Below are 14,314 nucleotides of genomic sequence, written 5' to 3'. Positions count from 1 at the left end.
TTAAAATATTCGTCAAAAAACCATAATTTTAAGCATTGATAAAAACAATATTATGAAGAAAATTTTCACATTAGGTTTAATAGTAATTAATATTCTTGCGTATTCTCAAATCGCCATGAATTCAGGAAAACAGTCTAATCGATGGACCTTTGGGGGTGGTTTAGGCGTTGGATTCGGAAGTAATTCTTATTTCAATCTGCAAGTTTCCCCTAGAGTTGGTTATAAAATTACAGACCAATTGGAAGGCGGAATCATTGGAAATGTTTCCTGGCAAAGCTCAGACTATTATAAATCAACAATGTTCGGAGTTGGTCCTTTTGTAAATTATTATTTTGCAAGATCGTTTTTTATTGGTGCCAATCTTCAGCAATATTTCATCAATTCAAAAGAAAAATTCACAGGGTACAAATTTGATACAGATGAAACTGCGTTATATCTTGGCGGCGGCTATATGCAGAGTCTGGGCAATAATGCTTTTGTACAATTCGGGATTATGTATAATGTGCTTTGGAAAGAGAGAAGCAGTATTTTTAGTTCAGGTTTTATTCCTAGTGTCGGATTTGTGGTAGGGTTATAAAAAAATAAAGCTCTCCTTCATTTTCATCATTGTGTGTTTTAAGGTAGAATAGGAGAGCCTTATTATGAGCAGCAAATGTATAACCAAATTTTGAGGTAAAAATTAACGTTTGTTAATTTCCTCGTAAAATTCGTTTTTTTATTCTGCTTAATGAGACAGGAGTGATTCCCAGAAGGGATGCGACATACTTAGAAGGCACTTTTTTAAGAACCTCCGCATTCTCTTCAAGGTGTTTCTGATAACGCTCTTCGGGATTGAGTAACACGAAATCTTCAATATTATTTAGTAAAATTCCAATCATCATTAGAAACATATTTCCACGCAAATTATTAAGCGAAATGCTTTTCTGTGCGCCTTTGTCTATGGCATCATAAGTCAGTTCAAAAACTTCTGTTTCTCCCACAGATTGATAATAAAATCTTGAAGGACGTTTAAAAATAATCCCTCCATAATTGCCGACAAAGCTTTTCTTATTATGAAAAAGCATTGTCTTTTCTGTACCGTTTTCCAAAAGATGATAGACCCGAATAATACCACTTTTAATATAAAAAACCTTGGTGTTATTGTCACCGGGAGAAATAAAAATCTCGCCCGATTTGTACTTTTTAAAAGATATTGATGGCAATAGTAATTCTAAATCTTCTGGAGTAAGCCCTGGAATGTTTCTTAATAAATAATCTTTTAATTCAGTTGTCATATTGATATAAAAAGACCACCTAAATGTTTAGGTGGTCAAACTTTATTTTAATTTATTCCTTAATACTTTCTTTAGTACTTTTTACTTTTTGTGATTCGCCTTCCAGTCCATCCTTAGCTTCATTAACTTTAAGAACAACTTTTTGTCCTTCACTGAATTGTTTATTAACCAGCATCTCTGCTAACAGGTCTTCGATGTACTTCTGGATAGCTCGTTTAAGAGGTCTGGCTCCAAAATCTTTATCCCATCCTTTCTCAGCAATGAAATCTTTGGCCTCATCAGTTAATTCAACTTTATAGCCTAATTTTTCAAGTCTGCTGTAAAGTTTTCCTAACTCAAGGTCGATGATTCTTCTGATATCTGTTTGCTCAAGAGAATTGAAGATAATAATATCATCGATTCTGTTCAGGAATTCAGGAGCAAAGGCTTTTTTCAAAGCACTTTCGATCGTTGATCTTGCTCTTGCATCCGAATTGGTTTTTTTCGCATTAGTTCCGAAACCAACACCGTCACCGAAATCTTTCAAGTCTCTGGTTCCGATGTTAGAAGTCAGGATGATAATCGTATTTCTAAAATCAATTTTTCGTCCAAGAGAATCTGTTACGTGACCTTCATCCAAAATTTGCAATAAAATATTGAAAACATCTGGATGCGCCTTTTCAATTTCGTCCAAAAGAACAACCGCGTAAGGTTTTCTTCTAACAGCTTCGGTTAATTGTCCACCTTCTTCGTATCCAACATATCCCGGAGGCGCACCAACCAATCTTGATACGGCAAATTTCTCCATGTATTCACTCATATCAATTCGGATCAATGCTTCATCAGAATCAAATAATTCACGTGCCATTACTTTCGCCAATTCGGTTTTACCGACACCTGTTGTTCCAAGGAAAATGAATGTTCCGATAGGTCTGTTCGGATCCTTCAATCCGGCTCTGTTTCTTTGGATGGCTTTCACAACTTTCTTAACAGCATCTTCCTGACCAATCACTTTTCCATTAAGTTTTTCGTCCATCTGAGCCAGTTTATCCAGTTCGTTTTTACCAACTTTGGTTACAGGAACGCCACTCATCATAGAAACGACTTCCGCAACATTTTCTTCAGTTACTTCTTCTTTTTTCTCCTTCACATCTTTGTCCCATTGTTCCTGAGCAAGGTTAAGTTCAATCTGAAGTCTTTCTTCTTCATCTTTCAGTTTTCTGGCTTCCAGATAATCCTGAGCTTTTACGGCTTGTTGTTTCAGTTCCTTCACTTCTTCGATACGTTTTTCGTGATCGATGATTTCGGTTGGAACTTTCATATTCTTGATATAGACTCTTGATCCCGCTTCGTCCATCGCATCAATTGCTTTGTCCGGTAAGAATCTGTCTGTGATATATCTTGCTGTCAGATTAACACAAGCATTAATCGCCTCGTCGCTGTAATGAACATTGTGATGATCTTCGTATTTATCTTTGATCTGATGAAGGATCTGAATCGTTTCTTCAATAGAAGTCGGCTCAACCATTACTTTTTGGAATCTTCTCTCCAAAGCGCCATCTTTTTCGATGTATTGGCGATATTCGTCCAAGGTTGTTGCTCCGATGCATTGGATTTCTCCTCTTGCCAAAGCGGGTTTGAACATATTAGAAGCGTCTAAACTTCCTGTTGAACTTCCTGCGCCAACAATCGTATGCAGTTCATCAATGAAAAGAATGACATCTCTGTTTTTTTCCAGTTCCGTCATGATCGCCTTCATTCTTTCTTCAAATTGACCACGATATTTGGTTCCGGCAACTAAACTTGCCAAATCCAAAGTGATCACACGTTTACCATAAAGAACTCTGGAAACTTTTTTCTGCTGGATTCTTAATGCTAATCCTTCTGCGATTGCAGATTTACCAACTCCAGGCTCACCAATCAAAAGTGGATTGTTTTTCTTTCTTCTCGATAGAATCTGAGAAACACGTTCGATCTCTTTTTCACGGCCAATCACAGGATCCAGTTTTCCGTCTCTTGCTAATGCCGTTAAATCACGGCCGAAGTTATCCAAAGTCGGGGTTTTACTTTTTTGAGAACCAAGATTTCCTGTTGGCTTTTTCATCTGGCTATATGGTTCTTCTTTCTCATCATCGTCGTCATAAGCGCTGTTTTGCGGCAATTGATCTGTGTTCTTCAATAACGTTCTGTAAGCTTTTTGCACCGCATCATAATCGATGTCATAAGCCTGTAGAATGCTGGATGTCGGATCTTCCTGCTTGTACAGAATTCCTAATAAAAGATGTACAGTATTGATATCTGCAGATTGATATTGACGGCATTCCAGTTCTGATCTTTTTACAGCCTGATCGGCCATTTTTGTGAAAGAAATACTTCCCATATTTGCTGTGAAAGGATTAGTGTTCACAGCACTTAAGGTTTCTATTTTTCTCTTTATCTGGGTGAGATCTGCACTAAGATTTTCCAGGATTTCTTTTGCAGAATTTTCAGTCTTGATAATTCCTAAAAGGAAATGTTCAGTATTCAGAAACTCACTCTGCAAACGTCGTGCTTCATTTTTGCTTTGCTTGAACACGCGGTTCAAACCATCTGAAAATTTATAATCCATAATTAAAAATATTCACTAAGTTATGTTTTTTATAAACAATCCTACAATAATTAATTGTAAAATTTAAATATTTGGTTGCAAATTAATTGCCAACTCAAAAAACAGGACTTTATGACATTAATTTTTTTTGTTGCTTCAAAAAAATGTTTAGGTTTGTAGTCCTCAAAAAATCAATACATGAACAATTGGGCAGAATATGTCGGTTACCTGGCTTCCGCATTTGTGGTTGGAAGCTTTTTATTAAAACAAATTAAAATGATCCGTATGATCAATCTTCTGGGCTGTATCTGCTTTGTAATCTATGGGATATACAGCGGAATGCTTTGGCCGATTATTATACCGAATGCTGTCCTGGCATTGGTTCAGATTTATCATCTAATAAAAAACGATTAAAAGATGAGAGTTATTGTAAGCGTTTTTAATAATCTGTATACAGACCAACGTGTTGAAAAGGTTTGTAAAACGCTTTACGATAACGGTTATCAACCAATTCTGATCGGAAATAATTGGTTAGGTGATCCGGCAATGCAGCGTCCGTATCCTTTTGTTAGGATTTCTTTAAAATCTAAAAAATTGAGATTTGCATATATAGAATTTCAACGGAAACTCTATCAGGAAATCAAAAAATATGCTGACAATAAGACCATTTTGCTAGCTAATGATCTGGAAACAATAATGCCAAATTATCTCATTTCTAAAAAATTGGGAATTCCTTTGGTTTTTGACAGCCATGAGATTTTTACAGAAATGCCGACAATCCAGGGCCGCTGGGTGAAAAGTGTGTGGAAAAAAATCGAAAGCACTTTTATTCCAAAAATTAAAAGGATGATAACGGCAAGTGATTCCTATGCCAACTGGTTTGTAAAAGAATATAGGATTAATAAACCTGTTGTTGTGAAAAATTTTCCGAAGAAATTAGAATTTAATGGAGCGAATGAAAATTCTCCCAAAATTATTCTTTACCAAGGCTGGCTCAATTATTCGCGAGGTATTGATAAAGCCATTCTTGCAATGCAATCGATTAACAATGCAGAACTTTGGATTGCCGGCGGCGGTCCAATGGAAAAAGAATTCAAAGAAATTGCTAATCATGCTAATGTTTCGGATAAAGTTAAATTTCTTGGAAAACTTCATCCGGAAGATCTTCGCAAATTGACGCCAAAGGCTGATGTAGGGATCAGCATCGAAGAAAATAATGGACTGAGTTATTACTATTCTTTACCCAACAAAATTTCAGATTACATCCAATCCAGAGTTCCCGTTGTCGTATCAGATTTTCCGGAAATGAAGAATATTGTGAATACTTTCGGTGTTGGAGAAATCATAGAAAATCATTCTCCCGAACATCTTGCGGAGAAACTGAACACAGTTTTGGAAAAAGGGAAAGCATCTTATTTATACAATCTCAATGTGGCTGCGGATGAGCTCTGCTGGGAAAATCAAGAAGAAAAGATTCTAAAAATCTTTGCAGATGCCAGCAAGGAAATTCTTCAATAATTAACTTTGTAGTAATTTCAAAATCTAAGTTGTACAGTTTTTGATTCAATCCAATAAAATATCTATTATGAAATCTTTTGTAATAATGGTTGTAGCTGTTTTTTCTCTATTGAGCTGCAGTACACAAATATATCTTGACCCTACGACGCTGAGTTCTGTTGTAGAAAAAAAAGAGTTTGATTTCAATGCTACAAGAGCATTTCCAACCAATTATGACGTTATTAATGTAATGAACTCAATACCTGGTTCTACGGGAACCCGGCTTTTGAATCTTGATCCTGGCTATGGATTCAATCTGAAAAAAAATTTGTTTAGTGTTGCTTTACCTTATTTTGGAAGAGCTTTTAATGTTAATCCTGGCGATGCTACAAAAGGTGGTTTGACTTTCGAATCTAAAGAATTCACGGTGAAACAATCCACAAGTAAAAAAGGAAATACACTATTGGTAATTACGCCCAATGATCAAAGAGAAAATTATGTTTTCAATCTGGAAATTTTCAAAAACGGGAGTGCATTTCTGTCGATTCAATCCAATAACAGGCAGCCAATCAGCTTTGACGGGAATATTTCGGCTCCAAAGTAATTAGTTTCCAAATAATTTTTTAACAAATTCACTGGCTTCGGAACTTGGGTTAGATAAAAGTTCTGAAGCATTTTTTTTATGTTCCTGGAAAGAATTGGCAAGAAGGAGATCATTTTTAGCTTTCTCAAGAATATACTCTCTCACCCAAAATTCGAAGCGCTTCTGAGCCTGTTTTTTTCTGGTTTCAAAAAAAGTCCCGTTTTTAGTTTTTAACGTGATATAATTCTCGATTTTATTATAGATTTCATCCAATCCTGTTTTCTCCAAAGCCGAACCCAAAATCACCGGAATTTTCCAGTCTTTTTCTTTCGGAGTAATGAATTGTAAAGCTCTTGTGAGTTCGGTTTTTGTCATTTTAGCCTTAGATAGATTCTCGGAATTAACTTTATTAATGAAAATCAAATCTGCCATTTCCATTATTCCGCGTTTAATACCCTGTAACTCATCACCGGTTCCGATGACTTTCAGAAAAAGAAAAACGTCGGTAATATCATTCACCAAAGTTTCACTTTGTCCAACACCAACGGTTTCTATCAGGATATAATCAAAACCTGCGGCTTCGCAAATCAAAAGACTTTCAAAAGTCGTATTCGCAATTCCACCAAGAAATCCGGAGCTCGGACTTGGCCGGATAAATGCGTTTGGGTCTTTTGCCAACTCTTCCATTCTGGTTTTGTCGCCAAGAATACTGCCTTTGTTGATCGAGGAACTTGGATCAATCGCCAGAACAGCGACTTTTTTTCCTTGTTTGATAGCATATTTTCCAAAGCTTTCTATGAAGGTTGATTTGCCAGCGCCGGGAACACCTGTAATTCCAACCCGGACAGATTTTCCTGTGAATGGCAAAATTTCCTTCAGTAACTGATCGGCAATTTCCCGATGTTCAGGCTTTTTACTTTCAATCAATGTAATGGCTTTTCCCAAAATTCTTTTATCAGAAGATTTGATTCCGTTGATGTAATCTTGTAAACTGATTGATTTGTTCATTGGGAATTTGGAATTATTACAAATTAGGAGTTAGGTAATTTTCGGAATCTTATATTTTCTATTTTTGATAAGAATAAAATCCAAAAATATGAAAAAAACGATATATGCCTTATGTTTTGTAGGCGCAATTATCTACTCTTGTACAACAAAAACAGTGACGACCTCAACGGCTTCCATCAACACTAGCGCAGAATACGTGACTAAAGGTAAAACCGTATTTGACCAACGTTGTGGCAAATGCCACGGGCTTCCGGAAGCTTCTGACCACACGCCGGAACAATGGAATAAAATCATCGCAAGAATGGCACCGAAAGCGAAACTGAACCCGGAAGAAACCAATTGGGTTCTGGCTTATGTAACGGTTAATGCGAAGAAATAATATTGAAATTAAACTAAAGGAAACCAATCAATGGTTTCCTTTTTCTTGTAGAATATCTTTCAAACTTTACAAATATGGCACTTGTATTCGGATATCAAATTTTCTAAGATCCTAAAAATTTCTCCAAAATATCGACCGCACACTTCGGAAGATTCGTTCCCGGGCCAAAAATAAAATCGGCTCCGTTGGCGTAGAGGAATTCATAATCCTGTTGCGGAATTACTCCGCCCACCACAATCGTGATATCATCCGCCCCGAGTTTTTTCAATTCTTCAACAACCTGCGGAACCAGAGTTTTGTGACCTGCTGCCAAAGATGAAACTCCCAAAATGTGAATATCGTTCTCAACAGCCTGTTTTGCCACTTCTTCCGGAGTCTGGAATAGCGGCGCTACATCGACATCAAATCCCATATCCGCAAAGGCTGTTGCTACTACTTTTGCTCCCCTGTCATGACCGTCCTGCCCCATTTTAGCAACCATTAATCTCGGACGGCGACCTTCTTCTTCTTCAAATTTCTGAGTAAGATTCAGGGCTTTTTCAAAATATTCGTTCTTTCCTGCATTCATAGCGTAAACTCCTGAAATAGTTCTAATGTTGGCTTTATATCTTCCGAAACTTTCTTCCATAGCATCACTCATTTCACCCAACGTTACTCTTCTTCGAGCCGCTTCGATGCACAATGCAAGAAGATTTCCTTTGCCTGTTTTTGCAGATTCTCTGATTTCATTTAAGATCTGTTCAACCGCTTCAGAATTTCTCTCTTCTTTTATTTTATTTAATCTTTCGATCTGTTTTCTCCGAACTTCCGTATTATCAATATCTAAGATCTCGATTTCGTCCTGTTTTAAATCTGATTTGAATGAATTTACCCCGATGATAAATTCTTCGCCACTGTCGATTTTTGCCTGTTTTCTCGCTGCCGCTTCCTCAATTCTCATCTTCGGAATTCCGGCTTCGATGGCTTTTGTCATTCCGCCTTCCTGCTCAACCTCATCAATGTATTTCATGGCTTCTTCGATCATCTGCTGTGTAAGAGATTCAACCAGATTGCTTCCGCCCATCGGATCTACCACATCGCAGATCCCACTTTCCTGCTGAAGGATGATCTGTGTATTTCTCGCGATTTTCGCCGAATAATCTGTTGGAAGTGCAATCGCTTCATCCAAGGCATTGGTGTGAAGTGACTGAGTTCCTCCCAACGCTGAAGATAAGGCTTCAATTGCCGTTCTTGTAATATTGTTGAAAGGTTCCTGCTCCGTTAAAGACCAACCCGAAGTTTGGGAATGGGTTCTTAGCGCTAAAGATTTTGGATTCTGGGGATTGAATTGTTTCAACAAATTGGCCCAAATATATCTTGCAGCACGCATTTTTGCGATTTCCATGAAGTGATTCATTCCGATTGCCCAAAAGAAAGATAATCTTGGTGCAAAATCATCGACATTCATTCCTGCTTTTATTCCTGTTCTTACATATTCCAAACCGTCTGCTAAAGTGTACGCCATTTCCAGAACCGGTGTTGCTCCGGCTTCCTGCATGTGATATCCTGAAATTGAGATGGAGTTGAACTTCGGAATATTCTGAGAAGTATATTCGAAAATATCTGCAATGATCTTCATAGAAGGCGCAGGTGGATAAATGTAGGTATTTCTCACCATAAATTCCTTCAAAATATCATTCTGAATCGTTCCTGAAAGTAAATCCTGGGAAACGCCCTGCTCTTCTGCAGCCACAATATAAAAAGACAAAATTGGCAAAACTGCACCATTCATCGTCATGGAAACGGAAATCTGATCTAATGGAATTTCATTAAATAAAATTTTCATATCCTCCACGGAATCAATCGCAACACCGGCTTTTCCAACGTCTCCTACAACTCTCGCATGGTCTGAATCATAACCTCTGTGTGTCGCTAAATCAAAGGCTACTGAAAGTCCTTTTTGTCCGGCAGCCAAGTTTCTTCTGTAAAATGCATTGGATTCTTCTGCTGTGGAAAAGCCTGCATACTGACGAATCGTCCAAGGTTTCTGAACATACATCGTAGAATACGGACCTCTTAGATAAGGCGCAATTCCCGGGGAAGTCTGTGTTAATTCTTTATTTTTAACATCTTCTGCAGCATATTTTGATTTTAGTTCCAAACCGTCTTTTTCAAACGAATAATTTTCTGAATAGGAATTTAATTCAATGTTTTGAAAATCAGGGTTTTGATTTTTTATTTTGTAGCGCATCTTGCTTTTTCTTGATGAAAGTAAATGTATGAATTTTTAAAAATTGTTTTAACCACAAAGACGCAAAGTTTTTTCAAAGGTTTATTTAAGTTTTTGAAAACGACCTTTGTGGTTTTTCCAAGCGACAATTTGTCATTATTTTTTTGATGGTCTTTTTTTTGAGAAAGTTGATCGAAGGCGAAGCTGCGACAGGGATAGTAGTGGAAATCCTTTTGCTTTTTAGATTCTTCACTTCGTTCAGAATGACAAATGTTTTAAAAAGCAAAAGATTGCAACGGATAGCCCGGTGACAAAATAGCCCGGAAAAGTCTAGGCTTTTGGCAGTCGCCCGAATCATTATTGATAATTTATGATTGATAAATGATTCTGATTCGGGATTTTGAGTTGAATACTAATAATAAAATTTAAAATAAATATGGCAACAGGAAGTATTAATGTGTCGGTGGAGAATATTTTTCCGCTGATTAAAAAGTTTCTTTACAGCGACCACGAGATTTTTCTTCGTGAATTGATTTCCAACGCAACAGATGCAACAACAAAGCTGAAACATCTGACAACTATTGGTGAAGCAAAAGTGGAGTACGGCAATCCTATGATTGAAGTGAAGATTGATAAAGATGCGAAAACGCTGACGATCAAAGATCAGGGAATCGGGATGACTGGCGAGGAAGTTGAAAAGTATATCAATCAGGTGGCATTTTCCGGAGCGGAGGAATTCTTGGAGAAATATAAGGATTCTGCTAAAGATGCTGGAATAATCGGACATTTTGGTCTAGGATTTTATTCTGCGTTCATGGTGGCAGAAAAGGTGGAAATCCTAACGAAATCTTACAAGGAAGATGCGAAAGCAGTTCGTTGGATTTGTGACGGAAGTCCGGAATATACATTGGAAGAAATTGATAAATCTGACAGAGGAACGGAAATCGTGCTTCATATCGCAGAGGATTCGACAGAATTTTTGGAAGATTTCAGAATCCGAGAATTGCTGACAAAATATAATAAGTTTAATCAAATTCCGATTAAATTCGGAACTAAAAAAGAACAGCTTCCTCTTCCGGAAAACGCGCCGGAAGGAACGAAACCGGAAGAAGTGGAAATTGATAACATCATTAATAATCCACATCCTGCATGGACAATTGCGCCAAGTGACCTGACCAATGAGGATTATGTGAAATTCTATCACGAACTGTATCCGATGCAGTTTGAAGAGCCTTTGTTCCATATCCACCTGAATGTGGATTATCCTTTCAATCTGACCGGAGTTTTGTTCTTTCCGAAATTAGGAAACAACCTGAATATTGAGAAAGATAAAATTCAGCTGTATCAAAACCAGGTTTTTGTGACGGATGAGGTTAAGGGAATTGTCCCGGATTTCTTGATGTTGTTGAGGGGGGTGATTGATTCTCCGGATATTCCGCTGAATGTTTCTCGTTCGTACTTGCAGGCTGATGGCGCAGTGAAGAAAATCTCTTCTTACATCACGAAAAAGGTGGCGGACAAAATGGTTTCTTTGATTAATGACAATCGCGAAGATTATGAAAAGAAATGGAATGACATCAAGATTGTGATTGAGTACGGAATGATTTCGGAAGATAAATTCTATGAAAAATCCGACAAGTTTGCGCTTTATCCAACGACTGACGGAACGTATTATCTTTGGAATGATCTGATCGACAAAATCAAGCCAAACCAGACGGACAAAGACGGAAAAACAATTGTTCTTTATGCGTCTAATGCTGACGAGCAACACAGTTATATAGAATCGGCGAAAGAAAAGGGCTATGACGTTCTATTATTAGATTCTCCGATTGTTCCGCACCTGATTCAGAAACTGGAAGCTTCTAAAGAGAACGTTTCTTTTGCAAGAGTGGATGCAGACCATATCAATAATCTCATCAAAAAAGATGAGCCGGTAATTGCTAAACTAAATGATTCGGATAAAGAGACTTTGAAGAAAGAAATTGAAGAATCGATCAATGACAAGAAGTTTACGGTTCAGTTAGAGGATTTGGATTCTACGGATGCGCCGTTTACATTGACTCAGCCGGAGTTTTTCCGCAGAATGAAGGATATGCAGTCAACCGGCGGTAGCGGAATGTTTGCAATGGGCGGTTTCCCGGAGATGTATAATCTGGTTGTGAATTCTAACTCAGATTTTGCCGGAGAATTATTGAAGAAGGATAATGCTGATGAGAAAAAAGCGATGATCAATCAGGCTTTGGATTTGGCAAAATTGTCTCAAAATCTTTTGAAAGGAAAAGAGCTGACGGATTTTATCAAACGTAGTTTTGAAAGTTTGAAGTAAAACTTAAGGAAATAAATATTTTGGAAACCATCATAGAATGACTATGGTGGTTTTTTATTTTGAGATAGAATTTATTACGTCAAGTTTTGTCGTTACCCTTAATTATTTTTGACTAATTAATTTCTAACGTAAATATTAAATATCATTAAATTTTCAAACAAAAAGGAACTCAAATCTGAGTTCCTTTTTTATTATTTGATCTTCGAAAGTACATCTACTGTTTCTTCCAAATAGAAATCTCTTTCAAGATTCTTTCTCCAGTTTTCTGTTTTCTTGGCAAACGCTTCGTCTTTTTTGATTCTTTCCGCTTCGTCTGTGTGAAGGGTAAATTTCAGTCCGTTATTGAATTTATCCAAACCTTTAAACTTTTCGATTTGTGCTTTACGTGTTTTCATCAGCTCATTGAATTTGGCCTGGTTCAATGGAATAGTCTCTTCCTTGTCAAGCGCTTCTTTCCACTCGGCGGATTCCTGTAACAACTTGTAATTGTTGTTGTTTACCAACTGTTTGTCCAGTTCTGCCTGCAATTGAGGGACATTTAATCCCGTTAATTTTTTATAGTTCGTGGCTTCGATTTTGTCCCAAGGCAAAGCAAACTGGTCAAAACGTTCTCCCACTTCTGCATATGAGAAGAAATCCTTCATTTTAAGGTCAGCTTCCACGCCTTTCCTCTGAGTCGATTCCCCGGAAACTCTATAGAATTTTTGAATTGTCAATTTTAAAGCGCCAAAGTCATCATTGGTGTTCAGGAACCTGTTAAGTTCCACAAACGTCTGAACAGTTCCTTTCCCGAAAGAGCTTGGCGAACCGATGACAGCAGCTCTGCCATAATCCTGCATAGCTCCTGCAAGGATTTCTGAAGCCGATGCAGACAATTCGTTCTGCATAATCACAAGTGGGCCTGTCCAAACCGGTTGATTGGATTTATCAGTCAAAACCTGGATTTTTCCACGGCTGTCTTTTACCTGAACATAAGGGCCGGAATTCATAAATAATCCCATGATGTCACCAACTTCTGTCAAAGAGCCGCCACCATTGCTTCTCAAATCAAGGATAATACCTTCTACATTTTCTTTCTTTAGCTTGATTAATTCAGCTTTGATATCATCCGATGCATTCCTTCCACCGTTTTCTTTTTCAAATTCTACATTAAAACTTGGCAAGTAGATGAAGCCGTATTTTTTACCGTTTTTAGAATTAACAACAATACTTCTTGCGAAAGTATCTTCTATGGTCACTTCTTCTCGGATCATTGTCACCTCTTTGATGGTTTTATCCTTTTTTTCAACTGTTAAGGTTACAGGTGTTCCTTTTTCACCCCGGATTAGCCGAACTGCCTCATCAGACAACATTCCGACAACATTCACAGGTTCTTCGTTCGGTTTGGATTTGACTTTAAGGATTTTATCACCGGAAGTCAATTGTTTTGATTTCCAGGCTGGTGCGCCTATTGTCAACTCACCCAGATAGAGATAACCTCTTTTTTCCTGAATCAAAGCACCGATGCCAATCACCTTCCCGGTAAATTGCATATCAAATTCTTCCTTGTTTTTTGGCGAAAAGTAATTGGTATGCGGGTCAAAAACTTCGGTATATGCATTCATATAAACTGAGAACCAATCCATTTTCTTTCTTTTCTTGAATCTTCTGAAAGAATCGGTAATCAAATCTTTTACTTCAGCAGTTGCCTTTTCACGCTTTTTCTCAGCAGAAAGCGGTTCGTATTTTATAGTGTCTTTCAGCTTATTATTAACCACAGAATCTTTTTTCTTTTTTTGAGCCTCTTCTTTGCTATTCAGTGTTTCAATCTCCTGAAGGATATTATATTTGATATATTTTTTCCATTCATTGTACTGTTGCTTTGCATCAGCAGGATTTGTTCTTTTTTTTGGTTCGATGATTAATTCTTCGTCTTCGTTCAAATTGATCGGTTTAGAAAAAATATCCTGAGTCATTTTATCAATATCGTCAACACGCTGATAAAGACGGTCAACCGTTAATTTGTAGAAAATAAGATTTCCTTGGTTAAGGTAATCATCCAGCTTGGTATAATGCTTCTTAAATTCGTCCATATCAGACTGCAGAAAATATCTTTTTGAAGCATCTACGCTTTCAAAATATTTATCATAAACATCTTGTGAATAGGCATCATTAATTGGTTTTGGGCTGTAATGAAGATATGAAAGTGTATTTTTCACGCTGACCATAATGGTCTGCATTTTTTCATCATCATTTTGTGGAGAGTTGAAACAGAACATAAGCGTCATCAGCGGCGCAAACATCAAGAGTTTCTTTAACTTGATTTTTTTGAACATATAATTTTAAATCTGTACTTGGATTAGTATTTGGTTCGTTTTGAATGTTACGAAGATATTCAAAAACGAAACCAAATTTAACACCTTATTTTAATTAAAGTATTATAAATTGGTTAATTTTGAGTGATTTTTGAAAAATCGTCAAAAAAAGAAAAAA

At 37.1% G+C, this 14,314-nt stretch carries 11 protein-coding genes; 6 read left to right on the top strand and 5 right to left on the bottom strand.

Going from position 1 to position 14,314, the window contains the following annotated elements; all coding sequences use genetic code 11:
• The first annotated feature begins 52 nt into the window (after positions 1-52).
• Positions 53-577, top strand: coding sequence for a hypothetical protein (locus tag QOL71_RS04485; protein ID WP_283415771.1), 525 nt, complete (start codon positions 53-55; stop codon positions 575-577).
• A 112-nt stretch (positions 578-689) separates the two neighbouring features.
• Here the strand turns inward: QOL71_RS04485 and QOL71_RS04480 are convergent, their stop codons facing one another.
• Positions 690-1,274 (bottom strand): Crp/Fnr family transcriptional regulator, encoded by a 585-nt coding sequence (locus QOL71_RS04480; RefSeq protein ID WP_283415770.1) that lies wholly within the window; start codon positions 1,272-1,274, stop codon positions 690-692.
• 52 nt (positions 1,275-1,326) lie between these two features.
• A complete protein-coding gene (locus QOL71_RS04475; RefSeq protein WP_283415769.1) occupies positions 1,327-3,861 on the bottom strand; it encodes an ATP-dependent Clp protease ATP-binding subunit in 2,535 nt (844 codons plus the stop codon).
• Between the two features lie 177 nt (positions 3,862-4,038).
• Between QOL71_RS04475 and QOL71_RS04470 the strand changes: the two genes are divergently transcribed.
• From QOL71_RS04470 to QOL71_RS04460, 3 genes are all read left to right on the top strand, one after another.
• Entirely contained in the window at positions 4,039-4,254 is a 216-nt protein-coding gene (locus QOL71_RS04470) for a uroporphyrinogen decarboxylase (RefSeq protein ID WP_283415768.1), read from the top strand.
• Between the two features lie 3 nt (positions 4,255-4,257).
• The gene (locus tag QOL71_RS04465; RefSeq protein WP_283415767.1) at positions 4,258-5,358 is read left to right on the top strand and encodes a glycosyltransferase; all 1,101 of its coding nucleotides are present in this window, start codon (positions 4,258-4,260) and stop codon (positions 5,356-5,358) included.
• A gap of 67 nt (positions 5,359-5,425) precedes the next feature.
• Positions 5,426-5,941 (top strand): DUF4251 domain-containing protein, encoded by a 516-nt coding sequence (locus QOL71_RS04460; protein ID WP_283415766.1) that lies wholly within the window; start codon positions 5,426-5,428, stop codon positions 5,939-5,941.
• On the opposite strand, the gene meaB is transcribed toward QOL71_RS04460, so the two are convergent.
• Entirely contained in the window at positions 5,942-6,928 is a 987-nt protein-coding gene (meaB, locus tag QOL71_RS04455; protein ID WP_283415765.1) for a methylmalonyl Co-A mutase-associated GTPase MeaB, read from the bottom strand.
• 88 nt (positions 6,929-7,016) lie between these two features.
• Between meaB and QOL71_RS04450 the strand changes: the two genes are divergently transcribed.
• On the top strand, positions 7,017-7,307 hold the full coding sequence (locus QOL71_RS04450; RefSeq protein ID WP_283415764.1) for a c-type cytochrome: 291 nt from the start codon (positions 7,017-7,019) through the stop codon (positions 7,305-7,307).
• A 103-nt stretch (positions 7,308-7,410) separates the two neighbouring features.
• On the opposite strand, the gene scpA is transcribed toward QOL71_RS04450, so the two are convergent.
• Complete coding sequence (scpA, locus tag QOL71_RS04445; RefSeq protein ID WP_283415763.1) at positions 7,411-9,537, bottom strand: methylmalonyl-CoA mutase; 2,127 nt, start codon at positions 9,535-9,537, stop codon at positions 7,411-7,413.
• A 415-nt stretch (positions 9,538-9,952) separates the two neighbouring features.
• Between scpA and htpG the strand changes: the two genes are divergently transcribed.
• Complete coding sequence (gene htpG, locus QOL71_RS04440) at positions 9,953-11,842, top strand: molecular chaperone HtpG (protein ID WP_283415762.1); 1,890 nt, start codon at positions 9,953-9,955, stop codon at positions 11,840-11,842.
• Positions 11,843-12,033: 191 nt separating this feature from the next.
• Here htpG and QOL71_RS04435 read toward each other — a convergent pair whose 3' ends face one another.
• On the bottom strand, positions 12,034-14,157 hold the full coding sequence (locus QOL71_RS04435; protein WP_283415761.1) for a carboxy terminal-processing peptidase: 2,124 nt from the start codon (positions 14,155-14,157) through the stop codon (positions 12,034-12,036).
• Between the last annotated feature and the right edge of the window lie 157 nt (positions 14,158-14,314).

Origin of the sequence: Epilithonimonas pallida, assembly GCF_900182975.1 — a bacterium.
Classification (GTDB): domain Bacteria; phylum Bacteroidota; class Bacteroidia; order Flavobacteriales; family Weeksellaceae; genus Epilithonimonas; species Epilithonimonas pallida.
The sequence above is the reverse complement of the archived record's forward strand: the minus strand, read 5'-3'. Positions and strand labels throughout refer to the sequence as shown.

Coding starts and splice junctions, on each gene's coding strand:
- QOL71_RS04485 (WP_283415771.1), top strand. CDS start 53: ATGAAGAAAATTTTCACATTAGGTTTAATAGTAATTAATATTCTTGCG.
- QOL71_RS04480 (WP_283415770.1), bottom strand. CDS start 1,274: ATGACAACTGAATTAAAAGATTATTTATTAAGAAACATTCCAGGGCTT.
- QOL71_RS04475 (WP_283415769.1), bottom strand. CDS start 3,861: ATGGATTATAAATTTTCAGATGGTTTGAACCGCGTGTTCAAGCAAAGC.
- QOL71_RS04470 (WP_283415768.1), top strand. CDS start 4,039: ATGAACAATTGGGCAGAATATGTCGGTTACCTGGCTTCCGCATTTGTG.
- QOL71_RS04465 (WP_283415767.1), top strand. CDS start 4,258: ATGAGAGTTATTGTAAGCGTTTTTAATAATCTGTATACAGACCAACGT.
- QOL71_RS04460 (WP_283415766.1), top strand. CDS start 5,426: ATGAAATCTTTTGTAATAATGGTTGTAGCTGTTTTTTCTCTATTGAGC.
- meaB (WP_283415765.1), bottom strand. CDS start 6,928: ATGAACAAATCAATCAGTTTACAAGATTACATCAACGGAATCAAATCT.
- QOL71_RS04450 (WP_283415764.1), top strand. CDS start 7,017: ATGAAAAAAACGATATATGCCTTATGTTTTGTAGGCGCAATTATCTAC.
- scpA (WP_283415763.1), bottom strand. CDS start 9,537: ATGCGCTACAAAATAAAAAATCAAAACCCTGATTTTCAAAACATTGAA.
- htpG (WP_283415762.1), top strand. CDS start 9,953: ATGGCAACAGGAAGTATTAATGTGTCGGTGGAGAATATTTTTCCGCTG.
- QOL71_RS04435 (WP_283415761.1), bottom strand. CDS start 14,157: ATGTTCAAAAAAATCAAGTTAAAGAAACTCTTGATGTTTGCGCCGCTG.